This window comes from Serratia sp. Res13-Sevr-LER1-36-b (assembly GCF_015673035.1).
Lineage (GTDB): Bacteria > Pseudomonadota > Gammaproteobacteria > Enterobacterales > Enterobacteriaceae > Chania > Chania fonticola_C.
On sequence record NZ_JADACK010000020.1, the window covers coordinates 414,914 to 441,843 of the forward strand.

The 26,930-nt window shown below is 52.2% G+C and carries 23 protein-coding genes and 1 pseudogene; 4 read left to right on the top strand and 20 right to left on the bottom strand.

The window, feature by feature from the left end:
* Positions 1 to 2: 2 nt before the first annotated feature.
* Positions 3 to 1,223 carry a hypothetical protein gene (locus IMQ33_RS16040; protein WP_196062183.1) on the bottom strand — a complete coding sequence of 407 codons (1,221 nt, stop codon included), beginning with the start codon at positions 1,221 to 1,223 and terminating at the stop codon, positions 3 to 5.
* 446 nt (positions 1,224 to 1,669) lie between these two features.
* Here IMQ33_RS16040 and IMQ33_RS16045 point away from each other — a divergent pair, with 446 nt between their 5' ends.
* The gene (locus tag IMQ33_RS16045; RefSeq protein ID WP_065683678.1) at positions 1,670 to 2,983 is read left to right on the top strand and encodes an FAD-binding oxidoreductase; all 1,314 of its coding nucleotides are present in this window, start codon (positions 1,670 to 1,672) and stop codon (positions 2,981 to 2,983) included.
* A gap of 27 nt (positions 2,984 to 3,010) precedes the next feature.
* Here the strand turns inward: IMQ33_RS16045 and IMQ33_RS16050 are convergent, their stop codons facing one another.
* The 6 genes from IMQ33_RS16050 to IMQ33_RS16075 form a co-directional block, all read right to left on the bottom strand.
* The gene (locus IMQ33_RS16050) at positions 3,011 to 3,691 is read right to left on the bottom strand and encodes a hypothetical protein (protein WP_196062182.1); all 681 of its coding nucleotides are present in this window, start codon (positions 3,689 to 3,691) and stop codon (positions 3,011 to 3,013) included.
* 8 nt (positions 3,692 to 3,699) lie between these two features.
* Positions 3,700 to 5,289 carry a fimbrial protein gene (locus IMQ33_RS16055; RefSeq protein WP_186581037.1) on the bottom strand — a complete coding sequence of 530 codons (1,590 nt, stop codon included), beginning with the start codon at positions 5,287 to 5,289 and terminating at the stop codon, positions 3,700 to 3,702.
* A gap of 14 nt (positions 5,290 to 5,303) precedes the next feature.
* Entirely contained in the window at positions 5,304 to 7,832 is a 2,529-nt protein-coding gene (locus tag IMQ33_RS16060) for a CS1-pili formation C-terminal domain-containing protein (RefSeq protein WP_065683681.1), read from the bottom strand.
* Between the two features lie 70 nt (positions 7,833 to 7,902).
* Positions 7,903 to 8,586, bottom strand: a complete 684-nt coding sequence (locus tag IMQ33_RS16065) for a hypothetical protein (protein WP_065683682.1) — start codon at positions 8,584 to 8,586, stop codon at positions 7,903 to 7,905.
* 65 nt (positions 8,587 to 8,651) lie between these two features.
* Complete coding sequence (locus IMQ33_RS16070) at positions 8,652 to 9,248, bottom strand: common pilus major fimbrillin subunit EcpA (RefSeq protein WP_024530872.1); 597 nt, start codon at positions 9,246 to 9,248, stop codon at positions 8,652 to 8,654.
* A gap of 202 nt (positions 9,249 to 9,450) precedes the next feature.
* The gene (locus IMQ33_RS16075) at positions 9,451 to 10,029 is read right to left on the bottom strand and encodes a LuxR C-terminal-related transcriptional regulator (protein ID WP_196062181.1); all 579 of its coding nucleotides are present in this window, start codon (positions 10,027 to 10,029) and stop codon (positions 9,451 to 9,453) included.
* 1,377 nt (positions 10,030 to 11,406) lie between these two features.
* Between IMQ33_RS16075 and IMQ33_RS16080 the strand changes: the two genes are divergently transcribed.
* Together IMQ33_RS16080 and IMQ33_RS26415 are read left to right on the top strand one after the other, a co-directional pair.
* A complete protein-coding gene (locus tag IMQ33_RS16080; RefSeq protein WP_196062180.1) occupies positions 11,407 to 12,144 on the top strand; it encodes a LuxR family transcriptional regulator in 738 nt (245 codons plus the stop codon).
* Positions 12,145 to 12,243: 99 nt separating this feature from the next.
* Positions 12,244 to 12,402, top strand: a pseudogene (locus tag IMQ33_RS26415) (restriction endonuclease); the annotation flags it as partial.
* A gap of 19 nt (positions 12,403 to 12,421) precedes the next feature.
* On the opposite strand, the gene IMQ33_RS16085 reads toward IMQ33_RS26415, so the two are convergent.
* From IMQ33_RS16085 to IMQ33_RS16095, 3 genes are all read right to left on the bottom strand, one after another.
* Positions 12,422 to 13,105: a response regulator transcription factor gene (locus IMQ33_RS16085; RefSeq protein WP_098928903.1), complete on the bottom strand. Its 684-nt coding sequence runs from the start codon at positions 13,103 to 13,105 to the stop codon at positions 12,422 to 12,424.
* A gap of 145 nt (positions 13,106 to 13,250) precedes the next feature.
* A complete protein-coding gene (locus tag IMQ33_RS16090; RefSeq protein WP_196062179.1) occupies positions 13,251 to 14,768 on the bottom strand; it encodes a cell wall metabolism sensor histidine kinase WalK in 1,518 nt (505 codons plus the stop codon).
* An 11-nt stretch (positions 14,769 to 14,779) separates the two neighbouring features.
* On the bottom strand, positions 14,780 to 16,111 hold the full coding sequence (locus tag IMQ33_RS16095) for a VWA domain-containing protein (RefSeq protein WP_098928907.1): 1,332 nt from the start codon (positions 16,109 to 16,111) through the stop codon (positions 14,780 to 14,782).
* Positions 16,112 to 16,448: 337 nt separating this feature from the next.
* Here IMQ33_RS16095 and IMQ33_RS16100 point away from each other — a divergent pair, with 337 nt between their 5' ends.
* Positions 16,449 to 17,093, top strand: a complete 645-nt coding sequence (locus tag IMQ33_RS16100; protein WP_074028406.1) for an acyl-homoserine-lactone synthase — start codon at positions 16,449 to 16,451, stop codon at positions 17,091 to 17,093.
* Here IMQ33_RS16100 and IMQ33_RS16105 read toward each other — a convergent pair whose 3' ends face one another.
* The 10 genes from IMQ33_RS16105 to IMQ33_RS16150 all read right to left on the bottom strand — a co-directional run bounded on the left by IMQ33_RS16105 (position 17,094) and on the right by IMQ33_RS16150 (position 26,873).
* Positions 17,094 to 17,810 carry a LuxR family transcriptional regulator gene (locus IMQ33_RS16105; protein ID WP_196062178.1) on the bottom strand — a complete coding sequence of 239 codons (717 nt, stop codon included), beginning with the start codon at positions 17,808 to 17,810 and terminating at the stop codon, positions 17,094 to 17,096. It abuts the gene before it with no gap.
* 1,231 nt (positions 17,811 to 19,041) lie between these two features.
* Positions 19,042 to 20,004, bottom strand: coding sequence for a reverse transcriptase domain-containing protein (locus tag IMQ33_RS16110; protein ID WP_196062177.1), 963 nt, complete (start codon positions 20,002 to 20,004; stop codon positions 19,042 to 19,044).
* Positions 19,997 to 20,530, bottom strand: a complete 534-nt coding sequence (locus tag IMQ33_RS16115) for a fimbrial protein (protein ID WP_074028404.1) — start codon at positions 20,528 to 20,530, stop codon at positions 19,997 to 19,999. Before IMQ33_RS16115 ends, IMQ33_RS16110 begins: the two co-directional genes overlap by 8 nt.
* Positions 20,527 to 21,012 carry a fimbrial protein gene (locus IMQ33_RS16120; protein WP_196062176.1) on the bottom strand — a complete coding sequence of 162 codons (486 nt, stop codon included), beginning with the start codon at positions 21,010 to 21,012 and terminating at the stop codon, positions 20,527 to 20,529. Before IMQ33_RS16120 ends, IMQ33_RS16115 begins: the two co-directional genes overlap by 4 nt.
* Positions 21,009 to 21,512 carry a fimbrial protein gene (locus tag IMQ33_RS16125; protein ID WP_074028401.1) on the bottom strand — a complete coding sequence of 168 codons (504 nt, stop codon included), beginning with the start codon at positions 21,510 to 21,512 and terminating at the stop codon, positions 21,009 to 21,011. The genes IMQ33_RS16120 and IMQ33_RS16125 overlap by 4 nt, the downstream gene beginning before the upstream one ends.
* A gap of 22 nt (positions 21,513 to 21,534) precedes the next feature.
* Positions 21,535 to 22,185 carry a fimbrial protein gene (locus IMQ33_RS16130; protein WP_065684347.1) on the bottom strand — a complete coding sequence of 217 codons (651 nt, stop codon included), beginning with the start codon at positions 22,183 to 22,185 and terminating at the stop codon, positions 21,535 to 21,537.
* A gap of 27 nt (positions 22,186 to 22,212) precedes the next feature.
* A complete protein-coding gene (locus tag IMQ33_RS16135; RefSeq protein WP_275505122.1) occupies positions 22,213 to 22,956 on the bottom strand; it encodes a fimbria/pilus periplasmic chaperone in 744 nt (247 codons plus the stop codon).
* A gap of 102 nt (positions 22,957 to 23,058) precedes the next feature.
* Positions 23,059 to 25,590, bottom strand: a complete 2,532-nt coding sequence (locus tag IMQ33_RS16140; protein WP_370572412.1) for an outer membrane usher protein — start codon at positions 25,588 to 25,590, stop codon at positions 23,059 to 23,061.
* A gap of 136 nt (positions 25,591 to 25,726) precedes the next feature.
* Positions 25,727 to 26,260, bottom strand: coding sequence for a fimbrial protein (locus IMQ33_RS16145; RefSeq protein ID WP_196062174.1), 534 nt, complete (start codon positions 26,258 to 26,260; stop codon positions 25,727 to 25,729).
* Between the two features lie 85 nt (positions 26,261 to 26,345).
* The gene (locus tag IMQ33_RS16150) at positions 26,346 to 26,873 is read right to left on the bottom strand and encodes a fimbrial protein (RefSeq protein ID WP_196062253.1); all 528 of its coding nucleotides are present in this window, start codon (positions 26,871 to 26,873) and stop codon (positions 26,346 to 26,348) included.
* Between the last annotated feature and the right edge of the window lie 57 nt (positions 26,874 to 26,930).

The following is a 26,930-nucleotide window of genomic DNA, read 5'->3' on the forward strand; positions in this document are numbered from 1 at the left end:
ACTTATCCTGCGATTGGGGTGATGTAACCGACCATAACGCCCGCCAGCACCACGGAAACCATGGTCACGGAAATAAATCCGCCGACCAGCATCGGTGCCAACATATGGTGCGTCAGGATCTCACGCTCTTTTTCGTCTTTGGTCAGCGCCGTTATCGCTTCGTTAGTGATGATGTAATCCGCCGGGAAGCCATACATCGCCGTCAGGGAGATCGCGAAGGCCATCTCCATGCTGACGCCAAGGAATTTCCCCACCATCCACGAGACGATAAACATCCCCACTACCGCCACGCCGATCAGCACCAGCATCGGGAATACCAGCCGCAGCAGCATTTCCGGGGTTGCTCTGTTCAGGGTGTCAAAGATAAACAGCATCAGCCCCATCACCGCAAATCCGAAGCCGTTGGCCTTCTGCATCGGCTGTTTTTCCAGGAAGCCGATCGTGGCGGCCACTACGCCAAACAGCAAACACAGCACAAACGGGCTGATGGTGACCACCGGGGCCAGCAGGTCCGATACCAGATAAGCCAGATAGCCTACCAGCGCCAGGCGCAGAAACTTGAAGTAGCTGGTGTTGTAATGGGCCGGGATCAGGCCAAACATACGCGGCATTTTTTCTTCCGCGCTGACCGTGGTTGGCATTTTATCGGCAGGCAATTGCGTGGCAGACTCGTGCCATTCGCCATTGCGATATTTTTGCAGCACGCGTTTACCTTCCCGTTGCAGCATGATGGCAGTTAACGGATAACCGGCAAACCCTTGCATTACGTAGATCAGGATAGCGAATACCGAGAGATCGACCAGGCCCGCACTGGCTGCCCCCTTCGACATGATCAACGCCGAAACGATGCCGCCAACCAATGGTGGAATGGTCACGATGGCAGTATTCATATCAAACATCAGCATACAGGCCGCAAACACAGCGGCGATAATGCCAGCGATCCCCGATAGCGAGATCACAATGGTTTTCCATTGCCGCATCAGCTCAGGTACCGAGAGCAGCGTCCCCATGTTGGTGATCAGCAGATACATCAGCATCACCGCTACCGCCGGTGTGATACCGGCCAGGCTGACGATATCCTTCGGGAAAAACGTCCAGTAGCCGAACAGGAACAACACCGCACAGACAAATACAGAAGGGATCCAGGCTTTAGTACGCACGGATACCGCATCTCCCAGGTATAAAATCACCATTACAATCAAAAGCGCTAACATCTGTGACATAGAATATTTCCGTTCTTATATTTTTTAGAAATCCGTTTAGGATAGTTAAATCCACTAAGTTACAATGATAATGTAGTTAACAACTCTGCAATTTCGGGAAGGGATAGCCGATTTTCAGAACAAAACCTCAGAAAATGGGTCATTCTCACCAATTCCGATACTAAACAGCTATGGCAGGGGAATAAAGGAAAAAATCAGAAATAAATCTGCTGAGTGACCTTAATTTCTGTCATAGAGGCTCGCCCAGATTGTACTCCCCGGCCAATTGGCAAACTGCGGCAATCCAATGAGGCGCCTCAATGCTTAACGGTTGCTTATAAATAACTTACCGTCAATAAAAGGGGGTAAATGACCAACGGCTGAATCTGCTGGTTCAGGCTAGCGAAATGTTTTATAACCCTATTTAGTGACCTTGAGTGGCAAACATTTTGAAAAGGACCTTGAGTTTGAAATATGCATCGGTACCGTTAAATCAAAACCAAAATGGTTGGTTAAAACCCGATCTGCGCCCCACCGTTTACCCAACGCTGATCGGCGATACCGAGGCCGACTGGGTCGTGGTAGGCTGCGGTTTCGCCGGGATTTCCTTCGCCAGAAGGCTGGCTAACCACGATCCCAAACTGAAAATCATCATCGTTGATGCGGCCTGTGCGGCGGAAAGTTCTTCGGCCAGAAATTCAGGGTTTATTATCGGCTTACCTCATAATATTGGCAGCTCGACGGCGGAGTTGAAAAAAGCCCAGTCGTATCGTTCTTTATTACAAGAAGGGATCAATCAATTAACCCAGCAAATTGAGCAACAGGGGATCGAATGCGAATGGGAGAATGCCGGAAAATATCACTGCCAGGTTGATGCCGCTAATCAGCGGGTGCTCAAAGAGTACACCGATAATCTCGATGCCATGAACGAGCCTTATCAAATAATGGATAAGGAAGCGCTGTATCGAAAATTGGGCACTCGTTTTTATAATAAGGGCATCTATACCCCAAGCTCGATCCTGGTTAATCCTGCCAGCCTGATCGTTGGCCTGGCAAATAATCTGCCGGACAACGTAACGATGTATAACCACACTCCGGTGATGGCAATCCGGCACGGTAGCGTGACGCAGGTGGTCACCCCCTTTGGCACGATTAGAACGGCCAACGTGATGTTAGCCACCAACGCCCTCTCCAGGGAGCTGGCTCCGGTCACCAGCCAGCAGGCGGCCATGGCTACCTTCGCCAGCATCACCGCGCCATTAACCGCAGAGCAACGCCAAAAGCTGCCAACCATGAGCAGTTGGGGGCTAACGCCGGTCAACGCGATCGCCGGGGCAACGGTACGCTATACCCAGGATCACCGTTTCCTGATCCGCCAACATGTGACGCCAGCCTTGAACGGCCGGATCACCGCTGCGCAGACCTATCAGGCAACCCTGTTACATCAGCAGATTTTCAACAAGATTTACCCGCAGCTGAGGGATGTGCCGCTGACAAGTACCTGGTCTGGCACCATCAGCGTCACCCGCAATGGCGCGCCGGTTTGGGGCGAGTTGAAGAAAGGTATTTATACCGCCGGAGGTTGTAACGGCGCAGGCGTGTCCAAGCAAACCATTGCCGGGACGTTATTGGCGGACTATGCGCTGGGGATCGACCATCCGCTGATTGGCGCGATGCAGGAACTCGGTAAGGCAAATTACCTGCCGCCTTCCCCGGTGCTGGATATTGCGATTGGCGTTTCTTTGATGAAAGAGCGCTATTTGGGCCGCAAGGAAGTCTAGCTTTGGTGGTGAACTGGGGTGGGGGTACTATCCCTGCCCCTGTTCGAAGCACTGCTCCCCCAGCCGTAGGTACTTGTTAAAGCCAACAATAAACTTGCGATTCTGCCCACGCAGATCGGCACCTCTGTAGCTTTCCCCCGGCAACAGATTGAACACCTTGGCGGTGTCATCCTGCCCGTCGCAGCCTTGATGGATCATCACCCGGAAATAGGTATTGCCGGTGTTTTTCAACACCCCGGCCTGCGGATCATAGTGATAAGTGAAACGCATCTTGCGCGGGCGAACTACCATGATGGTATCTAGCGACATGGTCGGGGATACCAGCGGTGTCTTGTCTTCCCCCTGCATCTCCATCAAGTTGGCCGGGATCTCTTGGATCACTATGCGATAATAGCGCTCGCGCTCGTCCGCCGGGCCGCGATAGAAAATCTTGAAATATTCCCACGCCCCCGGCTCCAGTATTTTGCGCAGTGGGGTATAGAGCAGTTCGCCCTGTTCTAGCGGCTGAGGCTGTTCGTCAACCCCCGGTTTGGCAATCCGATAGGCACCGATCACATACAGATTGGTCTCTTTGGTGTTGTTAACAAACTGGCGCGAGAAGAAGGTGCGATCGCTCTCCAGAGTGAATACGCCGGAAGAGAGATAAACCGCCTGCGCCGGGAACGCCAGCATCAGCCCCGCTAGCCACCACCCTAGTCTTATCGTCATTTTCAATCCTAATGGATATCAGGGCCGGTCCAGACCGCCCTGACCCTTACCTCACCGGTGGCGCTGACAATCCCCATCCAATCCCGCCCATCCAGGGTCCACATCGAATTGCCCTCATTCATCGGGAAGCTTAGAGACAACTCGGTGCGATAAAAGCTGCCGTCGTTTTGTGAGGGAACCGGCCAGGCGGTTCTTACCCAACGCGCCGCATTCAGGCTGATAGGAACATCATCACAGCTGGCACGCGTGCGGACCACTTGCCCGACGTTATCGGTATAAGCCAGATAGGCCGAGAACGGTACCCTAAGCTTACCGTCGGTAGAGGAAAAGACGCAGTACGGGCGCCCATTGACCTGCCCTGCCGGACCGTAAACCTGCGCAGTAATGCTATCAGCCTGCCTTGGGCCAGAGGTAGTCACAATATAGTCGAACACGATCGGCGGTTCTGTGCTGCCGACTTTGCCTTCACGCTTGGGATTAAGCACCTGGTCTTTGGAGATAATGCTAATGCCATAATCGCGCGGAACCAGCAAGATAGTGTTTGAAGGCGAAAATTCGTAATATCCGGACTGCGGCGCCACCGTACTGGTGAACAGGAAAGTGAAGAAATCCTGGCTGTGGCTCAGATCCACCCCCCGATCGATCAGGTTCTTCAGGAAGGTCTGCGATAAAAAGACATAAATACCGCCGTTACCGGCTTTGATCAAATTCGCCGCGTTGGTGGTGGCGCTGTAGTTCACCCAACCACTGGCACCATCGGCACTCAGGCGAATGGTATTTGCGGCAGGCGTAAACCCGAGCGCAGCAGTGTTGAGCTTCATGTTCATGCGCATCGGCGAAAGGGTGCTCCCCTGCATCTGATAAGACACCAGCTTACAGATCGCGCCACTCAGTGAACCAATGTAGCCCACAGAGCAGAACTGAGAACCCGTTCCCATCACCGGATTGCCATTGCTGTCGATAAAAATTTCCTGCAGTGCGTTGGTAGATTCCAACCGCAAATTACCCGCTTTGGTGATGGTGAACTCATGGCTGGTCTGCGAACCACCTACGCTAACGCAGCTTTGCCCTGCTGCAGGGTTGTAGTCCGTGCGGGTAGAGCAGAAACGGTATTTATAAACTTCCGTCGAGCCAACCGACACATTTTTAAAATACTCATAAGCCGAATCAGAGAAAATACCACGCCCATAACGCGCTTCACCGCTGCTGGTGTTAACCGCCACGTGATAAACGCCATTATCGCCAATATAGCCCGGCAGATAACCGTTCGAGGGGCAACCGCTACCATTATTCATACAGCGGTTACCGATAAATGGCCGAGCGATGGGAGAATCCTCCAGCCAGATATCGGCGAACGAATTGGTCTGGATCAGCCCGGTATAGCCCATATAGCCCAAACTGCGTTGGTCGCCTGACGCATATTTGGTAAACGCGTTGGCCCCGCTGAAACGGGGATCGGTGCTCTGTGGCGTGATGAAGTATTCTCCATCCACCTGATTTTCGATAAAGAAATAACTGTTGCTCACGTTGGCCGCCTGGCTAGAGAAGGAAACCAACATCAGCACCCCAGCCAACTGGCAAATATTACGCCGTTTCATGTCAAACCCTTTCCTCATCGTTGTGCCAGAATGGTCTGCACGTTGCACACCACATCGCCGACCCACTTCACGCCCTTGGCCTTGGCCAAATCCAGATCGACCTCGCAAATGCCATGATCTGGCATGGTCAATGACACGCTCGGGTAGCGTTTATCAACGTCCATCTGGAAGGCGCCCGTCGCATCCGTAATGGTTTTACCGATGTGGTTACGCACAGCGGCATTGGCGATCGCCCGGCCATTCTCCATGGTCATCCGGCCGAACACCGTCACTAACTGTTTCACTTCCGGCTCATAAACGGCGACGTTGCCCGGATACAGCGTGACGTTGCGGGTGCGCCCCTTGACGATGTCAAAGCTGTCCATCGAGTTTTTGTCGTTCATCAGTTCAACCTTGTAGCTTGAGTACGGCGGCAACGGGATAAAGTTATTCGCACCGCTCAGCGGATAGCTGCGGCCATCGATCTGAGCCGACAGCACCGCATCGTCGATGAAGCCGGTTTTTACCAACACCCCGGACTTCTCCTGAATACCGCTGGCGGCGAAGTTCTTATCGCTGTAGGCCACCGCACCGCGCGCAGTCAGGTTGCCATTGAGGCGATTGTTGTCCGGCCGTGAGAGCGACAACGTGCCCACACTGTATTTGGTATCGAAGGCGGCATAGCCAGAGGCCGAATAAGCGCTGTCACCGTTGTGCTTATCCTTGACCAGCTTGGCCAGGTTGAAACCGGCAGAGGTAAACGCCGAGTCATCGAAGCTCTTGTTGGCAGCCAGATTGGCCCGCACGTTGCCATTGTTGGAAGACACACCGGTGCTTAACCAGGCGGCCAGCGGCAACGAGAAGTCCAGCGAGATATAGCGCTGGTTGGTGCTGTTGGACTGGTAATCATAGCGATAACGCTGGATACCGGCGCGTAGGTTGACCGTGCCATAACGCCCGGAGAACAGCGCCGTGGAGTATTCCAGGTTGTTAGAGGTGCTGCGATCGCGCTTATCTACCGTGCGGCTCAGCGTAAGCTGACCACCACGTTCAAAGAACCGGCTCAGGCTAAGGGTGCCGCCATAGGAATAGCTGTCCGACTCATAGACCGGCAACCCCTTACCGATATGGCTCTTTTCCCGGTTGGCCCACACGCTGCCGAAGCCTTTCGGTAGCATCAGGCTGGCGCTTAAAATATTGCGGTAACGCCCGCCCTGTGACAGCAACCCCTGCCAGCCCAAGCTCGCGAACTGGTTCACGTTGAGGTTAACCGAGGTTTCATTCACCACCTTCTTGTCGAAGGTATAGGTCGAGGTTTGCACTGCCAGGCCAAATATCGCCGGAACCGAGGCGATCTTGAGAATTTCCGGGATCGACATCGCCGCCGACGCCCCAGCCAGATAGGTTTCGTTGGTGGTGCTGTCGTTGGTGCGGTTATTGCGGTTGTCGTAATTAACATATCCGCCATATAGCTGCCAGTTCAGTTCTTGCGCCACGCCATTATTGCCAGAAAAGGCTTTGTTGATTGTCTGGCGCATACGCGACTGGGTTTTGCCGTCGATCACCACTTCGACATCAACGTCATAAATCCCATACGGCAGGCGGCTGGTATCGACCTCAAAGCTGCCCATCGGGAAGTTCTGGATGTTCAACAGACGCCCCTGCCGGTAGATATGGACTTCACCCGCGCTAGGTAAGAATACGGTAATTGGCGTTAGCGAATATTGGGTATTCTGGATCTTGGTAGCGGACTTATTGCCATAAGTGACGCCATACACCTTGCTGGAGTTAAGTGCCGACAGGCTCCCCAACGATTGCAGGTTCCAGGTGTCAACCAAGCCAAATGCCAGACGGCGCCCGCTCATATCCCGTTCATACATGGCACGGTAAAGCTGAGAATCCTGTTGAGACTCCCCAATACCGTAAAACGAGCCGTTCACATTGAAATGATGCTCCGCGAAGCCAAAGGTATTATCCAGGGTCAAATAGTTATTCGAGGTGTTCTCACCCTTTTTTAACTGCGAGCGGTAAACACCGAGATCGTAATTCAGCACCGAACTGAAATGCGGCACCGAAGAGATCCCCAGCAAACTCGTTCGTGGGATAATGGAAGTCCCCAAGCTTTTTTCACTCACGTCCAGCGTCAGTACAAATGAACGGATATTCAGGTTCAGATCGGCATCGGACGAAACGGCAATATGGGTATTTTGATCAAAGAAACGATCTTTCAGACCGCGGATCAATGTCTGGGTCGTCTCCGCCAAGGTTGCCCCTTCAGACTCTTCCGCCAGCGTAATATCTCTTATCATCAGGCGGCCTTTTTCCAGCACCACCAGCGCATCCGCTACCTTTTGTTTTTCTTGTTGATCGCCGCCTTTGTAACGTAGCAGTACAGGAATGGTCATACCTTCGGTCAGCGCCTGACCAAATACCCCCGGGATAAGATAATTTCCTAAACGAACATCCTGTAGGTTTCTGGCGTTAGCCTGCATAGACATCAGAGCCGCAGCGATACATAGCGCTACGGCCTTGGTTCTTGTCCTTAAGATGAAATTATTACCCATTTGCTTCCCCAAATAGCTTCCCTACTCCACACCTGGAAAACACGTACGATGCAGGCAATGGGTAAAGAGGCTATTTCACGTTGATATAATCTTCGTTGTGCCAAATGCCAACGCTGAGTTTTTGATTATTGATATCAACAAATTTCAAATGCACGCCGAGTCCTGGCATGACGTAATAACGCTCACGGCATCCTTTCGTTTTCTCTTCACTGGTTTGTGCCTGCTTACAGGGGCCAAATGCCACCACGCGGAAAGAGCTGTTACCGGTGTTATACGCAACACCATCTCGGTACTGATAATCGAACTTGTCCCTCCGTGGTGTGACGACCATAATGGTACTTATGGTTGCCGAGGTGGTTGCCGAAGCGGCTTTTTTGGTCTTTGACAGCCCCTCTTCGGTAACCGGATTATCATTCCAGATTAAACGGTAATAACGCTCCTTATCGTCCTTCGGCCCGGAATAGAAAACGCGGAAAACATCTTTACCTTTGCCTGGCAAAATCAGGTTGGATGGCGTGGCCATTATTTCCTGCTTGCTCTCCATTGGGATCACTTTGCCACCTTCCATCGGGGAGGAAATACGCTCGACCCTCAGGCTGACCAGACGGGCATCATCCACAGTATTAATCACCTCCTTGGCGATAACGCTCTGGCCAGGGGAAATGATTGATGTAATCTCGCCAACGTTAATTGCACCGGCGTGAGTACAATAAAATAGTGCTGAGCACATCAGCGTAGGAAACCATCTGTTCATCATGCGTTCCATAAGGACCGGGGCTATTCACCCCGATCCTGACTACGTTAAGACAACAAAATCGCTTACAGGGTGGAGAAAGTACCGTCCCAGGTCGCTGTGAATTCAACGTTTACGTTGCCATCCCAGTAACCGTCGGTCAGGTCTTTGAATGCAGTGTCAGTACCGGCAACGGTTGCTTTAGCGATCTCAAAGGCGAACACGCCCTGAGTGCTGGTACGGTTAGCACCAGCATAAGCGCCTGGTACGGCCAGTGCAGACAGACCTGCGCTGATACCTGCAGAAGTATCGATCATCACCATCTCGCTGCTTTCAGACAGTGCTTTGCCGTTCCACTTAACGCCAACGGTCAGTGCAGAGTCATCGCTTGCGCGGCTCAGGGTGTTGGAGATGATTTTAGAGGTCAGTTTGAAATCACTCGCGCCAGACTGGCCAGCGATGGTGATATCGAACGCGCCGTCTTGAGAGTTAAAACGCTCCAGACCTTCTGCGTAATTAAAGGTCAGTGACTTTATCGGGGTAACAACCAGCATACTGCTGGTATCTTTAATAGCTTTTGCATCCCAAGACGCTGTCGCGTTCGCAGTACGAGTGTCCGCATTAGCCAGATTAATTGTTCCCAACGCTGAAGCTGCAATCAAAGCCAGAGCTAACTTCTTCATAAAATTTCTTCCTTTATTTATATCAATTAATTTCCCGCCAATATTTACTGGCGTGGCACAATAAATGCGACACAAGGGCGCATTCGAAAACCAACATTTTCGAAAAGGTCCTACGGCAATTAAATAATGAAAATCCTGCGATATACAATCACCGCATATTTTATTTCCTTTAGATAACCCTATGACAATAGGTAGTTATAGTTTATCTAACAGAGTGATAGGCACGAGTGAAGATATCATTCATTTTAGTCAACCCCATTTTGCCCAAAATATTATGGCGCAGGGCATAAACTGTTTTAGGACTAAGACGCAACCTGTTGGCGAGATCGCCCACGGTGACACCATGGATCAGAGTGCGTAATAAACATATCTCACGCGAAGACAGCCTGACTTGCGATGTTGAAGAAACCCGCTCTCCGGCAATAACATGATCGATTTTAGCAAAAATGTCACTGGATGCCCCCGTTCTCTGGATCACAGAATCAACCTGCCGAAACATGCTCTTATAGTAATTTGCCAAGGGTAACAGGTAACTATCGGTGACCAGCACAATGCGATTACAAGCAGAATACATTAGCCAGTCCTGCTCCAGAAAAAGGCGCAGGTTAGCCAATTGAAAGTCAATAAATACGACTTTTAGCTGCTCTGGGGAAGTATTAACTGAGTCACAGTAGCCTACGATACCTTCACGGAAATACTTATTGGTATCTGGCCAGGTTAAAGGTCTTTTGGAGCGAGCACCGCTCTGTGGTGGATACCCACAATCTAATATCTTTAGCATAAGACTCCCTTCCTTTCTTCATCATTTACCAACTCCATTACGCCGTTGGATGAGCAGAATACCATTTACTGAAACTAAGTTATTTCTTAATTTCCAAAACAATATTAATGGCTAAAAACAATTATTCAAAATCGGTTAAAACGATCGCGAATGACCATATTCATCGATAATACCTATCAAGTTGTTATTATTCATTCTGAAGATTCCTAGGATTAACAGTATATATTTTAGTTTAAAACGTTAATTAGGAAGCTCTCAACGGACTAAGAATATTCTTCAATAATCCACGCATCACAAATAAGCTTTTTCTTAAAAAATGCTGACACAGCAGTAGATAAAGGGTATTAACGGACAAATAATACGCAAGGATGATCAAGAACATTTCCATAAAAGGAGCGCTATAACGTGTTGCTTAGCTCATGAATCAGAATAGTCTCACCCTCTCCCGTTTACCAGACACGACAATGCAACATAATGGCAACGGAATGACCATTTAATGAGCGATTTAAGGGTGTTTATTTGTGATTCTCATCACTTTTTCTTTGAAAAAAATCCGTTTTATCTCATGAGAACCCGTCTGAGAGCGGTTTCAAGGCCTCCAGCCCACTGCTGAGACCTCAATTTTTAGCTATCGGTGAAGATCAAGCTTCGGATTACCGTGACAACAATCTATTGAGCAACACAATGATCTCACCCGACAAGAGATGCCTGAGGCCTCCTCCACTCGGGAACAAGGAAAAATCAACGGCTGGCCGCATAGCACAGCTCCCCTTCGGCACGAGCCAGCCCCACCTGCTTTTGTAGATACAGAATGTATCCAGAGAAGTCCTGCATGAAGAATCTGTTCCACCCAATGATATCAACAGCTCGATTAGCGTCTTATAGCAGGCTGTAAACGGCAATAATGCGGACTCAATATGATTATATTGAGGTCTTACAAGCGTTTTTCGTTATAAAAGCAGGCCCAAGACTGATCAAATAATGATCAAATGGTGGTAAGTTACCAACGCAACTCTGAGTATCCCCTCAGATAATGCCAAGAGTTAGCAGCAAGAATATCAATGCAGATACCATGCCGCTGCAATGATCAACGTAAGGCAATACTAATCCTAGACCGGATAATGGTGATAGATAGCCAAAATCCAGCATAGAGCGCTTGCCTCAACCAAGAAAATGGCTTTAAGATAATGGCAGTAAAAATTTCCCTGGTGTTGGCCAATGTGGCAACCTGACCCAACGAGGTCAGGTTTTTTTTTACTATTTTGTCGAAAATCGCCGGCAAGCCAGTATATTATCTGGTGTTCAATAACGGTTAGGCTAGACTATTGTCCCACAAGTTATGTTAGTAGCGTTATTATTTCAGGCTGAGGTAATTTGATGTCTACATTATTTTCTGCTAGCCACGATGAAAAAAATGCATTTAAAAACCATCTGGATAAAGAAATAGCGGAATTTGGCGATTTCAAATACGCCTATATGATACTTAACAAGAAAGACCTTATGGAGACAGTGATAACCTCCAGCTACCCAAGCCAATGGATTGATATCTATAAAGAAAGGAACTACCAATGCATCGATCCCGTGGTGCTCTGCGCCCTGCAAAGAGTCTCGCCATTTCCCTGGGATGAAAGCACGCCAATAAATCCAAGTCTAAAGCCCTCAGATATATTCAGCCATGCAAAGAACTATAATATTACCACTGGCTATACCTTTGTATTGCATGACCACGATCATAATTTGGCGATGCTGACGCTAACGATTAATGATAACAAAGCCATCGATATAGAGGGCCAAATACACCCTAACAAAGCCCGTTTGCAGATGCTGCTGGCTAACGTCCACGAAAGGATCACCACCCGGCACCGGGAAACCTCACGAAATAATCGCGATAACTCCAGCGTAGAAAAAGATCCCCTGACAACGCGGGAGAACGAAGTGCTCTATTGGGCCAGCATGGGTAAAACCTACCAGGAAATTGCCATTATTTTAGACGTGAAGATCCGTACGATAAAATTCCATATCGGCAATATTGTGAAAAAGATGGGGGTGACCAATGCCAGACATGCCATCAGGCTGAGGGCCGAATGGCAGCTTGTCAAACCGATCACGCGTTGAAATAAAGACTTCCGCTGCCCCTGTAAGAAAGTCAGTAAGGTGGAGGCTGAACGGCTGATGCTTGCCTAGAAGCTGTTGAATCCCTTTCGTTTTGCGAGCATGAAACTACTGGTTTCAGCAGACGTGAACGGCAGCCAGATGGTCAAGCGGCTGTTCTGGGATTTTGCCGGCAAGGCGATTTGGCTTCCCAAGAGTGCCGAACATTATCCTTTGGATAGGTTTGTGGAGTGGCACCGGGGGCAGGCATTTAAGGGATGAGAGAATACCCACGCAGCTTTCACCCCAAATACCGATACCCCATCCCATGCACGGTGCGGATCAACACCGGACTATTCGCATCAAGCTCAATGGTCTTGCGTAGCTTGGAGATATGCTGGTCCAACGTGCGGCTGTTAGGCAGAAAGTCATAACCCCAGGCAGCATCGAACAGCATCTCGCGCGTGACGACCTTATTCTTGTGCTGATAGAGACACTCCAGGATTTTCACCTCGCGCAGTGAAAGCTCCAGCCGCGCCGCTTGGCGCAGAGCGCACAGCTCATTGGGGTACACGGTTAAATCACCAAAGCAAAAACTGGCATCTGGCTGCGCGGTTTTGCTGCGCAGGCAACGCCTGGCGATAGTTTTGATCCTGGCACGGATCTCGTGAATGCCAAACGGCTTGCTGATGTAATCATCTGCTCCCAGTTCCAACCCGACCACCCGGTCGATCTCTTCATCCTTGGCGGACAAAAAGATAATCGGGATCTGCTCATCCTGTTTGCGGATCTCTCGGCATACCGCGTAACCATCCAGCTCCGGCATCATGATATCGAGGATGATAAAATCCGGTTTTTCCTGCTGATACATCTCCAGCGCCACTTTGCCATTCTCTGCAGCGATCAGGCTGTAACCCTCGCGGGAGAGTGCTTCTACCAATCCCTGGCGAATGTTCGTATCGTCTTCAACGACCAGTATTTTCATCATGACTCCCTGTGGTTGATGCTATTAGCGGTGATGTTCGATTATCGCCTGCGGTGGTGTGTTTTCCCCTCACCCCAACCCTCTCCCACAGGGAGAGGGAGCGGGTACGGTGCCGGAATCAGGTGCAGTAGCCCGTTTGTTGTCGTTAGTTATTCGATGGTATTGCGCGCGCCAGCCGCAAGGTGAAGCGCACCCCAGGCGACTGCGGTGCAACCAGGATCTCCCCGCCCAGACTGTGTGCCAGCTGCTGGGCAATCGTCAGGCCAATGCCGGTGCCCGAAACGCCCTCGGTAATGCCTGACTTCACCCGGTAGAAGGGCAGGAAAATCATCCTGAGCTCTTTCTCGGCGATACCGGCACCATAATCCCGCACGTGAATATCGACATAATCTGCACTGCACGCCACCAGCATATCGACCTGTTTACCGGTAGTGGCGTACTTCTCTGCGTTGCTCAGCAGGTTATTGATTATCTGCGTCAGGCGATCGATATCACTCTGCACCACCACGCTTTCGCCTAACGAGAGTGAGATCGCCATCCCCTTGGCCTGATATGACGGCATGAAAGTCTGCGCAATCTTCGTCAGCAGCGGGTTGAGATCAATGGGCTGAATGTGCAGCTTCGGCTCACGGGTAAAACTCAAAATGTTCTGGATCAGGCGCGATAAGCGCTGGCTCTCGCCGATAATCACGTCCAGATAGCGCAACCCTTCATCGTGCTGTTCGTCCAGCTCCTCTTTCAGCAACTCGGCATACAGCGTGATATTGGTCAGCGGCGTTTTCAGCTCGTGGGACACCTGGCTGACAAAACCCACCTGCTGGCGCGCCAGCCGTGCCGTCTGGGTGTATTCCCGGTAGAGACGGAAAATGATCAAACCCATGATGGCCAACATTAGCAGAATAAACGCCCCGCCCCACAGATAGACCGCCGTAGTGCTGACCGCTTTGCCGTAATAACTCACCTGCCAGCCAGTAAGTGGATAAGGCAGGCTTTGCTCGGCTAGGGGTTGAAGGTTTCCCAGGGTGACGTATGGGTTGCTTTGGTACAGCAGGCGTCCGTTCTCTACCAGCACCAGCGTGTCGCTACCAAAATCGACGTTGACCGTATTAATCACGTCCGACAACAGCTTGATATAAGGAACCCGATATCCGATGGTATCGCTGCCGATAGTGCGCCAGTAAATCAGCAACGGCTCCTGCACCTCGCCGGTGATATACCAGCCGGATTGTGGGACAGCCATTTCGCTTTTTACGCTGTGGCCGTAAAGCAAGGAAGGATCGTTCACCAGCGGCGTGATGGCCTGAACCCAGGCGAGTTCTTTTTGGCTCAGCGGGCCGTTTTCGTTGGGATATAACAACCGATTTTTCTGCAGGACAAACACGCCATCAATGTCGTGATCTTTCTCGACCAGCTCCTTGAGCGCCTGTTCGTTGGGTTGAATGTAGTCGGTGATCGCGTCCAGCCGCGTCGCTTTCTGCCGCAGAATATCCATGACGCTGTCGCTGGCCTGAACGGCGCGCGTTTGTGCCATGGTCTGGGATTGGTAATGGCGTAACAACACTTCGTGCTCAAGGGTGCGCACTCCCAGATAGGCGATCAGGCTGAAGACCGCCACGGTGATGATGATAAAAACCGTTAAACTTCTGGAAGTACGCTGGCTCATTTGGCTCCCTGCTACTGGTTCTTCTGGGTTTTGATGTTGTAGTTCTGTTCTTTCACTGCCTTACGGGTCGATTCCTTGCTGTCGCTCTCCATTTTACCCATCAGGTCTTTGTTCTTCTGCGCGCTGGCTTCGGCTTTTTGTCTGGCTGGCGCGGCACTGACGGGTAGGCTTTCCAAGGCTGCCGCGTTAGCGCTAAACACCTGCTTGGCCTCTTCCATTTTGCCTGCATCCATCAGCTCTACCGCGCGCTCATTTTCAATCGCTGCTTTCTGAATGGCCGAATCCACCAACACCTCATCAACCTGCGCGGCGCTCACGTCCTTAGCGGACTGGCTATAACGTACCACCACCTTTTCATTGAAGGTATCGACCTGCTTGGTACTCAGGTTGGCGTAACGCACGTTAACATCGGCCAGCGGTTTGCTCTGGGCGTTGCTGCCCTTGGCCGGGATCACTTCCAGCAGAACATATTTTTCCTGATTGGAATACAGCTGGTTCAGTTTTACGGTGACCGTATTGCCGCTGATGCTGCCATCACGCCCCAGCAGGCGAACCGGCGTAACCTTATCGGCGGTTTTGATCACCACCACCACATCCTGTGCCACCACGGACATGGCGTCGTTAAACTCGTGGGCGAAGGTCTTTTCCAAATCGCTGGATTGCTCAACAAAGGCATGGTTTCCATCGCTATAGCCAGCAATGGTGGTCATCAGATCTTCGTTGTAACCATCACCAATGCCAATGGTGGTAATGGCGATACCTTTCTTGGCCGCCAATTTGGCCAGCTCGGCCAGTTCACTGTTGGAGGTTGGCCCCACGTTGGCCTGCCCGTCGGAAAGCAGAACAATGCGATTAACCTGCTCTTTATCCAGATGCTTGCTCACCTGATCGATGCCCTTGCTCACCCCGGCAAACAGCGCCGTCATCCCACGCGGTTCAATACTTTTGTTAATTTTATTAATCAGTTCTTTGGTATCTTTGACCTTGGTCGCCGGGATCACCACCTCAACCCCGGAGTCATAGGCAACGACCGAAAGCGTGTCATTACCGTTAAGCATGTTAACAGCGGCGATCGCCGCCTTTCTGGCGTTTTCGATGCGATCGCCACTCATTGAGGTGGAGCGGTCGATGACCAACGCCAGATTGATCGGGCTGCGTTTTTCCTGCGGCAGCGGATAGCCCACCAACGAGATTTTCAGGTAGTTTTTATCCTGGGTATTTTCCAACACCACGGGCGAGGCAACTTCAGACTTGACGACGACCTTGGGGGCCGCCGGGGCTGCGCTAGCACTCCAAGGCAGCACAGACAGGGTGAATAACGCAAAAATACATTTCAGATCCATGGGGAAGCTCCTTGTCAAAAGAATCACATCCATTCTTGCCCGTCTCGGCCAGCGAGTTGTCTGTTATCTGTATAAAGATGTAAAAAATGGGTAAAAGTTGCCGGTGCTTGCAGATCCCTCCGCTTCGCATGCGCTAAGAAACATATCACTTTTAAGCCCGGAGTGCCGCCTAAAACACCTTTCCCAGCACCGGCTAAAAACCAGTTAATTCCTATAATAAGGTTACGTAAATCTATTAAAAAGCATTATCATTCCTCTGTACCGGCATGCTCTTAATGAAACTTCACTGATGTTACCGGATGAACTTATCTCTATATATTCATTCACAGGTGACATTATGTTTAATATTTACAGCGTTAACTATGCTTCAATGAGCAATGAGAAATCTGAAGATCTCTTTATGTTAAGAAAAAATACCTTTAAAGACAGACTGCAATGGGCAGTCGACTGTTCGGATGGCAAGGAGGTCGATCAGTTTGACAATGACAAGACCAACTATATTTTTGGCGTGGAGAACGGCATGATTATATGTGGAACCAGGATGATAGATATGAAATACAATAATATGTTGAACAGTACATTTTCCTCATTCTTTAACAATGTCAACATTCCAGAAGGCAACTACATTGAATCCACGCGTTTCTTCGTGGATAAAGAAAGAACCCATTCGCTGTTAGGCCGTAAGTTTCCCGTCACTATGGCTTTGTTTCTCTCACTGATTAACTATGCGCAACAACATCATTATGATGGCATTCTTGCCGTTGCCAGCCATGCGATGATGCACATCATCAGAACCTCGGGTTGGAATGTCACCGTGTTGGAAACCGGTGTTTCCGAGAAAGATGAGCCGGTCTATCTGTTGCTCGGCCATGTCGATTCTGAGAGCCAGAGGAAGCTAAAAGCCAAGATATTCAGCAAGCACAGCGCAGCGGACGAAACCAGGTTGAACGACTGGCCGCTGGCGGCTGAGCCTTCTTTGTAATCAACTAACCGGTTTAATCAGTTGAAGTTCCACACCTAGACGTATTGCATGCCGGGCATTTGCGACTCCCAGCTTTTTGACGATGTTGGACATATGAAACTTGACCGTACGCGTAGTGATCCCGAGGATCATCCCCGTCTCCTGATAGGTTTTGCCCACGCTGGCCCAGTAGAGGATTTCGTTTTCCCGTTCGGTAAATTGGGCACTTTTTTCCGAGCGAGAGGCGTTTTTTTCCGACAGCGAATTCAGGGTTAGGTAGATCTCATGCACTGACGCCAGTAAAACAGAAATATCACCTTTATTCTTGATCAGCGTTTGGGTTAATTCCGCTCTGGTTTCAGGAGCAAGAATAAAAGATAAGGTGACCAGGTTATTATTATAATCATGCAATACAAACGTATAGCCGTTATTCAGCCCAAATTTCCTGGCCCGCTCGAAGAGTTCGGAAAAATGAAAACCTCCGCCCGTCATCAGATTTTCATCCCAGGAAAAAGGCGTTAACCGGTTTAGCGCGGTGATCACCACCGGATCGGTATACTGTAAACCATTGGCTTTATAATGTTCTACCCATTCCCCCGGATAGTTGGTTACCCCAAAGATACAGGACATATCTTTTTTCGATAACACCACATACGCCCAGATGAATTCCCCGAGATCGTTTAATGTCGCTTCGAGGTGCGTTTTGATAATGTTACTAATATGTTCTTCGTTGTCCATTAACTGCTCGCCCCCGACAGCTTAGAATAATTCACACGTGACCGAATATAACAGATAAGGGCGTTGGTACGAAAGCACAGGGTTTCACACGGCAGGCCCCACGGCCACACGTACGTCTATAATCGGATGACTGTCTATGCAATCGCGTTTACCATGAGAATGCAGCTGCGGCCGGGCGGCGCAGCTACTGTGGGTGTCGTTTTCCGCCCCTTGGTTTACACCAGGTGCACACAAATCCTACCAAGTAGGGGCTGGCCGGGATTTATACTGAATCCCCGCGCTAGATACACAGATAAGTTAAAAATCTGTGTCCTTTCCGTCGACGCCGCCGCAGATACTGCCGACGGTACGGTGCCACCTTTTTTAACAGAATCCTCCAGGGTATCAGTCCCAGGAGATGATTAATACTTTCGATCCCTGATACACATCCGGGATTGCGGCTGTTGTATTGATGTCGCTGATCAGAGGTACCGCAGCGTTCGGATTTGCTTTCACGCGTACAGAACTATGGCCATTCGCGCCAACATACAAGGTGGACGCGATTTGTCCTTTTCCCCCTCGCAGAGGTAGGGAACTGTCGTCTATCGACACGGTTAGGTTTGTTTCTTGTGAACATGATACATCGACAGATCTTCCGCTGGTGGACCGTATGTATCCAGTTGGTGACGGAGGGTGGATCATGGGCTGGGGGGCATGCACATAGCAGTAGGTCTGCGGGTTCAGGGGTTGCAGTTTACAACCAGCATATCCGGTAGCCCACGAGTATACGTTCGAGTTGATGTCGGTGCGAATTTCAAACGAAAATAGGCATACAGGTACGGGGGACACAATCGAGTGGACACCAGCATATGGCATTGGATAAGACGGGATATTGTACAAGATAGAGTTCAGGTACTCATTCATATGGTCCGGTCCGATTGTGACGCCGAAGCAGCTACTACCCCGCCCTCTATATGAGTTGTCAACGAGTAAGTAAGAAGAGCCATGCTCCGGGCCGGATATGTAAGCATATATCTTACAATAAGCTGGTCCCGGTTGCGCTGTCCACGAACCTCCGCCGCCGAGGGTTTGCGGTGTAGCAGTAATTGTTTGTGCGGGAGGTATGACATATCCCGGAGATAATACCGCCGTGTTACTGTGTGAGTAGTCCGGGAGTGCAAGCATTGCAGCCAGTGGTAAATAATACAATCTGATGTCTACGGATATGGTCATATTGCCCTCTAGTATCAGTTCATCGCCGAAGCAGGCCGTTGGCCCATCTAGTCCAGCGTACGTCATACGCCTGCACCCGTGCGTCGCAGTCTGCTGTTGACAGACCCCGCCGCCGGGCCTGCTCGTAAAGCCGCAGGCGCTGGACACGATAATTTTCTAATGCGCGGGGCGCTATGGTGGTTCCCTCAGGGGTAAACCACACGCCCAGCCAGTCAAAGCCTTGTTCAATTCTTCCCAATTGGGTTTTATCCGGGTGCGTTTCAAAGCCCGCCAGATTGAAATAATGGTGCAGTTGCTTAACACAGCGCCTTAGCTGCCAGCGCGTGCGGGCAAACAATACAAAGTCATCCATGTAGCGCAGATAAAACGTCCCTGCCTGTGCGGCAAAATCGCTGTCAACATGATGCAACAGACTTGCACCTATCAGCGGGCTGAGCGCGCAGCCGCGGCAGATGCCGTGCTGCGGGGTAAAAATCTCGCCCCCTTCTTCAACGCTGTAATGCACATACTGCTCAATCAGACCGGTGAGTACCGGATCCGCAACGTGCTGTTGCACCAGACTCAGCACCTGTGTCTTGCGGATATGGCGGTAATAGCCACGGATATCCGTTCGATAAACAAAGGCGTACTCCCCGGAGGTGAGTGCTCGCCAAACCTGAGCCACCGATTGCTGGCCGCCGCCACGCCCTTTCAGATGAACGCAGCGTTGATGAGTCGGCAGCAGATGTTCCACCTGCCAGGCCACCCATTTCAGCACCAGCGCATCTTGCGCACACCACTGCACCCAGCTGTTATCGTACCGGCGGTGAAGTTGCATCGGCTGCAGGCGGTAATTGCCACTGCATACCTGCCGGTATAGCGCTTCCCCGCGCTCTTGCCAATGAAACCGCAGATGCCAGATATCGGCATTGGGCGGCGCATGGCGTCGGCGCTTGTACAACCACAGATATGCTGCCAGCCAGTCGGATGCCGCCTTACTCATATTCCAGTCTAAAGGTGGCAATAGCGCTAAACGGCCCGCGCACTATTCGCCGCTGGGCAATCGCCTCTGGCTCCCCCTGCACATAGGCCAGCACCGTCAGAGTGTTATTGCCAGCAACCAGCCGGTATCCCTCACCGGCCTTGTTCAACGGCAAAGGTTGACCACCCTGGGTTTCCATACCGATTGCGATGCCGGAGGCCTTGCTGCCGCCGTCAATCGCCAGCAGCCCCTTAAGGCTCGGGTTTTCCGTGCCGCTGAAGGTCACCTTGACCGTTTTCCCCAGGCTCAGATCGCACTCCCCCAGGCGAATATCGAACGCCTGCCCGTGGGTGCGTTCATTGGCGTACAGGTATTTGTCGATCACCGTGCCAAAATCCAGGCGCACGTTCTCGTCCCCCGGCGCAATCACGCAGGGTTCGGCGACCAGTGCACCATGCAGGCGAACGTTGTCGGCCTGCACCTGCCCGCTAAACGCCAGAACCCCGGCGATCAGCACTGCATTAAGCTGTTGCCCACATCCGTTCATTGGTAAACCGCCTTCAGGGTGGCCGTGGCCTCGAACGCCCCTTCTTTTAACGTCGATCCTGGCCGTTTCACCGGCACCGCTTCCAGTTGTGGCGGGTTAGTCGGGTTGATGGCTATCGGCTTGTTCAGCTCGAAGGGAACGCCGTTTTGCCTGATCTGGATCGCCAGATCGGTGATATTGGTGATGACGCCCGCCTGGTCGTAAGTCGCCACTTTTCCGGCGATTTCCAGCGTCATCCGCCAGGCATTGGCATCGGGAACGCAGCTAATCTGGTAATTCATCGGCTGCAAATAGTTCACCCCATCCACCTTTTTAACCCCGACCCGGTTACCAAAATCGACATCAACATTGCCACCGTTATTAATGGTACAAGCCGGGGGCTCAACCAGGGTGCCGTAGAACTTCATGTTCTCCGCCGCCAGCCCTGGGGTGCTCAGCGCTCCGCAGGCCAGCAGCAAGACCATGCCTGAATAACCTTTCATCGGTATTCCACCTTCATCGTCGCGCCAGCGGAAAACGCCCCGCCGCTCAGCCTGGCACCACTGCGCTTCACCGGCACCGCCTCCAACGTTGGCTGATCAGGATAAGTAAAATTCAACCAACCGTTGATCGGCAGCCGCTTGCCGTTGTTCAGCAGCGCAATGCCAAAATCCGTTTTGTTGGTTTTCAATACCCCATTGTCAAACGCCGCCCCCTGACCATCAATCCGCATCCGCACCGCATTTGACGCACCGCCCTGGCATTTCAGCGTGTAGGTGATCGGCATTTTTTTGTACTCGCCGTCCACGCGGGTGGTCATCACGTCGTTGCCGAAGTTCACTTCAATCAGCTTGTTGTCGTTGACGTCACATGGCGGCGCCGTCAACGTGATTTTGACGGTCACCGTCGTGGTGGCCGTTTTCGCCATGGCCGGGAAGCTTCCGCCCCAGACCGTCAGCGCCAGGCACGCCGCAGACAACGCCGGCCCCAGCCTGCATAACATCGTTGTCTCCACATCACCCGCCTTAGTCATAATTGAGCCTGAAATCCACATGAGCCGAATAGGCCCCCGCCTGCAACGGCGCTCGGGTGCGCTCCAGCTTTACGACATAGTCCAGTTGATCCTGCCCCACAGCCAGCATCAACGGCGCACCTCGGCTCCCCAGGCGGATATCCCTGCCGAGTTGGTCCACCATGCGCAACGCCACGCCGGATGCCCCGCGCACCGCGATTAACTGCGGGTTATCCGCATCCGCCGGGGCGACAAAACTCAACGACACCGCCGGTTGATGAGCACTCCACAACAGATTGCCATTGCGCTCATCGCGGTTGTTCGCCGGGGTACGCAGGCAATCCTGCAAGCGCAACCGCACCGCCACCGGCGTGCCCTGCGCGCCAATCTGCGCCAGCCGGGCGGTGCCGGTTTCCCCCAACCATACATCCTGATAAGCCGAGGTCATCTCCAGGCGGCAGGCGCTTTCGGTCAGCGCACCACGCACATGCAACACCCCGTTAGCACCGTCAACGTTCCAGTTATCCGCCGCGCCAGCCTCAGGCATCAGCGCCAACATGCTGCCAATCACCACTGGCACCATCAGTGCCGCAGCCACCCTGGCCAACAGATATTGCCGCTCAGGGCAAGACAGGAAGCCGCTCCGTTGTTTTCGCTGTTGCATGTTCAGTTCCCTCTCTACACCCGGTTATCAGCTTGGCTTGACGGGCTTGGCCTTGCACTCGGCACCACCGCAGTTGAACTGCAATTGCGGGCGGCCGCCGTAGTCATTGACATAGGTCAGCACCGGCGCATTGCCCAGCGCTGCCACGCCGACGTTCAACATCTCTTTGCCTTTTGGCGCCACCATCACCGGTTCAAAGCCCTTGGCGCTGGCGCTCCCCGGTTTGCTGCTGGCATCCACAATGGTGATGTAATACGGCGTTGGGTTGTTCACCTGGTATTTGTCGCCCTGCCTGGTCAGCGTTAGCTGCTCCTGCCAAGGGGCCGCACCTTCGGTATTGCTCAGTGCTTTTGGCCGGTAAAACAGTTTGATCCGCGTTTGCAACGCCAGTTGCAGCGTGTTGGGCTTTTCACTCTTTGGCGGGATCTCACGCAGGTTGAAATAGAACAGCGTCTCGCGATCCTGCACCAACAGGTTGGCGGCCGGTAAGGCCTGCACCTTGATCTGGCTTTTTGCCCCCGGCTCCAGGCGCTGTAACGGCGGTAACACCGTCAAAGGCGTAGTGATTTTATTGCCCTGCGCATCTTCCACCCAGCCTTGCGCCAGGTATGGCAACTGCTTGTTTTCGTTGCTGATGGTCAGGCTGGTCGATTTTTCACCACCGTTAAACACCACCCGGGTGCGATCCAGCGCTATCGCGGCCTGGGCCTGCTGAAGGCCCAACACCCCGGCCAGCAAGCTGCCCGCCAACGAATAAAGGGATTGACTCATTAGGTTCATCATTAATTACTCACTTTCTTTAAATTCAATAAAAAAGCCGGGGAGGGGGAGAAACAGCTCCGGCCTGCCCCATGGCTAAATACGTTTCCGTCGTTATTCCGCCGTCTCCGCCGGCAGCAGGCGGCACGGCAACAACAGGTTGGCCAAATCGTCTTGCGGAATGTGCTCCGGCAATGTCAGCGCACACTGCGCCCGCCCGTCCCATCGCACGGTCATCTCCTCATTCGGGTTAATGCCGCTCAGGTACAGGCTGCCACCATCGTTAACAATGCCCACATCCTGCTGTTTGCGGTTTTTCACCGTGGCGCCAAACGGCGGCGTCGAACCGTCCGCCAGGCGGATCACCGCCATCGCTTTCTCACCGGCGATCACTTCAAATCGGCGATAACCAATCGCCCCTTCGGTCAGGGTGGCCTGCACCACTGAACGCGTCGCTTCGGCATTCTCCGGCAGCTTGTTAACATCAATGCTGATCCGGTTGCGGTAATAACTGCTGACATCCGTCACCACCGCCTTACCGAAGCGGTTGGTACGTGTCACCGCGCCATAGCCGCCAATGGGAATATCCGCCACGCCGCCGGTGTCCACCATCATGCGGGTACCGCCCATCATCCCAGACCTGTGCAGCGCCGCACCTTTCACGGTGGCGGTCGCCCCCCCTTGCAGTGATATCCCGGCCGACGAATAACGCCCTTCCTGGTAGCTGGCATTGGCATTTACCTGCGCCATATCGCCCTGATGGGTGTAATAAGCGCTCGCCAATGCACCGTTGCGTGAGATGCCGCTGCCCAGCTGATAGCTATCGCCGTTTTCCAGCCGATCGTAGTACCCCACCTGATGGGTGTTGTCGTTACGGTCATAGCTGCCGCTGTAGCTGACCGAGCCGTTGCTCCCCCACGGCATCGACAGCGAGAGGTACATGCCGTCGTCATTGACACCGTTATACTTATTGCGATACCCCGTCAGTGACAGGCTCAGGTTCCTGAACCGGCCAATATCAAAATTACGTGACAGCGTCAGGGTGTAACGATCGTTGGCCGCGCTGTCCCAGTAAGTCTGATGGTTGTAGTTCAGGTAGGCACTTAACCCGAGATCGCGTAAGTGCTGGCTGAAGCTGATGGTGTACATCTCCTTGCTGTTCTGGTTGCGCGTGCCATAGGTGCGCGCATCCAGGAATTCACTCATCGACATGTAGTTCCGCTCCGAGAAGCGGTAGCCGGCAAAGGTCACCTGGCTGTCGTACTCATCGAAGTTTTTCGAGTAGCTCAGCCGATAAGAACCACCTGTTAGGGTGGCGTCTTCCAACTGCGCCAAACGCGCCCGCGACTGGGTCACATCAAACGACAGTGCACCGAACATCATCAGATCCCGCCCGATACCGACCGCCAGGGCGTTGTAATCACCGCCCGCTACGCCGCCGCCGTACAGTGACCAGCCATTGCTGACGCCCCAGGAAAACTCGCCGGTCGCAAACAGCGGCCCGTTGGTGCTGTGTTTCCAGTCCGAAGGGCGGCCGCTCGCCAGTTTGTAGCGCACCGTCCCCGGCCGGGTCAGATACGGGATGCTGGCGGTATCGAGGCGGAATTCCTGTACGCTGCCGTCTTGTTCTTCAACCCGCACATCCAACTGCCCAGAGACCGCATCATTGATGTCCTGAATGCGGAACGGGCCGGACGCGACCTGGGTTTCATACAGCACACGCCCCTGCTGGCTGATCACCACCTTGGCGTTGGTGCGTGCTACCCCGGTAATCTCCGGGGCGTAACCGCGCAGGTTCGGCGGCAACATGCTGTCGTCGCTGATCAGGCTGGCACCGGTGAACCGGAAACTGTCAAAAATGTCGGAATACAGGAAGTTCTCCCCGACCGACAGCTTGGCCCCCAAACGCGGGACCGCGCGATAGGCGTAATAACGGCTCCAGTCCCAGTTCTGCTGCGTCGGCTGCCCGCGACCAGTTTGATGATCCAGCCGCGTTTGCCAGTCTGCCCGCAGCCGCCAGGCACCCAGATTGGCCCCCACCGTGCCGTTGCCGCTGAGGTTATATCCCTGCTGCCCCCGCTGCTGTTGCCGTTGGGCCTGCGCGTTGAGGTAATAATCCAACAGCAACCCTGGCACGCCCTCATCCCAACGCGACGGCGGATCCCAGTTGTCGGCGGCATATTCCAGATAGGCCTGAGGCAAACTAACAGTGAGGCTGGCGCTGCCCAAATCGGCACGCGCCGACGTGCCCGGCAGGCTATCCACCGATAGACACTCACCTTGATGCCACCAGGTCAGTTTTTCTTTCACGTCCGGTTTTAAGCCGAACTGTTCTACCATTGCCGGGCTGATGCACGCGGCGCTATCGTCAGCGTCCTGCTCCGCCGGGTAAAAAGTAACGGTTTGCTCAGGCAGTTCCTGCTTATTAACGCGCACCAACATCATATAATCGCCCGGCATGATATATCCGCCACGCGAGAACTGGCCCAGATCAATATTTTCGCGATCTTTTACATCCAGAACGTCGGTATTGAACTGCACCTCTTCCGCACTGGCGTAATACCCAAAAAGACCCAACGCGCAGGCAATACAAATCCCTACTGCACGAGGGCGGAAGGGTAATAAATTCCAGCTCGGCATTATCATGCTCATCAATCCCTTTCTTCTTATTTTTACGCCAGCGCTATCAATGAAAAACTTTGTATTTCCACGAACAGGAAATAAGTGACAGGCACATCTGGTGATTTAAAACCTAACGTTTTTCCGCGTTATTATCATCCAATCAGTAATAGTCCATTTTAAACCTAATGGTTGAGGTGTATTCTCCACTGCGTAATTGCTGTTGATTGCTGACCAGCCGCAGCGAATAATTTAGTGCTCTGTCACCTTCGGTAATATCAAGCAACGGCGTTGGATTGCCAGGTGATACGATATTTCCCTCGCTGTCGCTAAGCTGTAACGCAACGCCGCGAGCTTGCCCATCGACACCGAATAATCCATTATCCACCCGCCCATCGAATGTCACCTGAAAGCGTTGCCACTTCGCTAAATTTTCATCAATGCGTCCCAAAACACAATTAACCAAGCGAATACTGAATGGGCGAATAGCGCCTTGCCCATCACGTATAATTTGGCTCAATGGTGCTACTGACATATCAATAGTCTGATCGCGGCTATTGGTATCAATGGCGCAGGCCGTTTCAATTACGGCGCCTTGCATGTTAACCCGCCCCCAACCCGCCGCAGCCAGGCTGCTTTGCATTGGTAACAGCATTAACAGGCAAAACGCCGAATAAAGCATTTCTGGCTGTTTCATCTCATCATTCTCCCACGAGTCATTCTGGCAAGAATGTATGCGGGGCACAGCCCGCATACATGATTAATCCTGTCAACAAGCCAAATTATTTGTAGTTCAGAATGAAGTTAGCCACGCTCTGGAATTTACCTGGAATGATAGATTTATCATCGCCGCCGTCGCCTTTCAGATAAGCGCTGAAGGCCAGAGTCGCTTCAGAAGCACCGGCGCTGATCAGTTGGCCCGCGCTTGGTTTACCCAGTTCAATCAGGTTATTGCTGCCATCGGTAATTGCAATGCTGGCGCCTTTGGCATCACCGGTCATACCCAACAGGCCATTTTTGCCGGCCGCACCATCAAAAGTGGTGGTCACTGTTTTCGCGGTGTCCAGGCTGCATTTTTCCAGGCGAATTTCAAACGGCTTAGGGTCAGAGTTACCACCATTCAGCAGGGAAACGTTCGACACTGCGCCCAGATCAACGGTCTGATCAACAGACTTGGGATCAATTGAGCAAGGTGCATCAATAATAGAGCCAGTGAAGGTAACTTTACCATGTCCTTCATCTGCAGCCTGTGCGCCAGAAATAGTACCGAATGCCAAAACTGCGGCCATCATGATTTTATTCAATTTCATTTCAACTTTATCCTTTAAAGGGTCCATTCCCATTTGTGTGAAGTCGCCAATTATTCA

Bases quoted from the DNA above. Each gene is read 5' to 3' on its own strand.
- IMQ33_RS16145 (WP_196062174.1), bottom strand. From the start codon at position 26,260: ATGAAACAGCCAGAAATGCTTTATTCGGCGTTTTGCCTGTTAATGCTG.
- IMQ33_RS16140 (WP_370572412.1), bottom strand. From the start codon at position 25,590: ATGATAATGCCGAGCTGGAATTTATTACCCTTCCGCCCTCGTGCAGTA.
- IMQ33_RS16100 (WP_074028406.1), top strand. From the start codon at position 16,449: ATGTTTAATATTTACAGCGTTAACTATGCTTCAATGAGCAATGAGAAA.
- IMQ33_RS16060 (WP_065683681.1), bottom strand. From the start codon at position 7,832: ATGGGTAATAATTTCATCTTAAGGACAAGAACCAAGGCCGTAGCGCTA.
- IMQ33_RS16050 (WP_196062182.1), bottom strand. From the start codon at position 3,691: ATGACGATAAGACTAGGGTGGTGGCTAGCGGGGCTGATGCTGGCGTTC.
- IMQ33_RS16090 (WP_196062179.1), bottom strand. From the start codon at position 14,768: ATGAGCCAGCGTACTTCCAGAAGTTTAACGGTTTTTATCATCATCACC.
- IMQ33_RS16125 (WP_074028401.1), bottom strand. From the start codon at position 21,512: ATGTTATGCAGGCTGGGGCCGGCGTTGTCTGCGGCGTGCCTGGCGCTG.
- IMQ33_RS16055 (WP_186581037.1), bottom strand. From the start codon at position 5,289: ATGAAACGGCGTAATATTTGCCAGTTGGCTGGGGTGCTGATGTTGGTT.
- IMQ33_RS16070 (WP_024530872.1), bottom strand. From the start codon at position 9,248: ATGAAGAAGTTAGCTCTGGCTTTGATTGCAGCTTCAGCGTTGGGAACA.
- IMQ33_RS16130 (WP_065684347.1), bottom strand. From the start codon at position 22,185: ATGCAACAGCGAAAACAACGGAGCGGCTTCCTGTCTTGCCCTGAGCGG.
- IMQ33_RS16110 (WP_196062177.1), bottom strand. From the start codon at position 20,004: ATGAGTAAGGCGGCATCCGACTGGCTGGCAGCATATCTGTGGTTGTAC.
- IMQ33_RS16065 (WP_065683682.1), bottom strand. From the start codon at position 8,586: ATGAACAGATGGTTTCCTACGCTGATGTGCTCAGCACTATTTTATTGT.
- IMQ33_RS16095 (WP_098928907.1), bottom strand. From the start codon at position 16,111: ATGGATCTGAAATGTATTTTTGCGTTATTCACCCTGTCTGTGCTGCCT.
- IMQ33_RS16040 (WP_196062183.1), bottom strand. From the start codon at position 1,223: ATGTCACAGATGTTAGCGCTTTTGATTGTAATGGTGATTTTATACCTG.
- IMQ33_RS16085 (WP_098928903.1), bottom strand. From the start codon at position 13,105: ATGAAAATACTGGTCGTTGAAGACGATACGAACATTCGCCAGGGATTG.
- IMQ33_RS16120 (WP_196062176.1), bottom strand. From the start codon at position 21,012: ATGAAAGGTTATTCAGGCATGGTCTTGCTGCTGGCCTGCGGAGCGCTG.
- IMQ33_RS16105 (WP_196062178.1), bottom strand. From the start codon at position 17,810: ATGGACAACGAAGAACATATTAGTAACATTATCAAAACGCACCTCGAA.
- IMQ33_RS16150 (WP_196062253.1), bottom strand. From the start codon at position 26,873: ATGAAATTGAATAAAATCATGATGGCCGCAGTTTTGGCATTCGGTACT.
- IMQ33_RS16075 (WP_196062181.1), bottom strand. From the start codon at position 10,029: ATGCTAAAGATATTAGATTGTGGGTATCCACCACAGAGCGGTGCTCGC.
- IMQ33_RS16135 (WP_275505122.1), bottom strand. From the start codon at position 22,956: ATGAGTCAATCCCTTTATTCGTTGGCGGGCAGCTTGCTGGCCGGGGTG.
- IMQ33_RS16115 (WP_074028404.1), bottom strand. From the start codon at position 20,530: ATGAACGGATGTGGGCAACAGCTTAATGCAGTGCTGATCGCCGGGGTT.
- IMQ33_RS16080 (WP_196062180.1), top strand. From the start codon at position 11,407: ATGTCTACATTATTTTCTGCTAGCCACGATGAAAAAAATGCATTTAAA.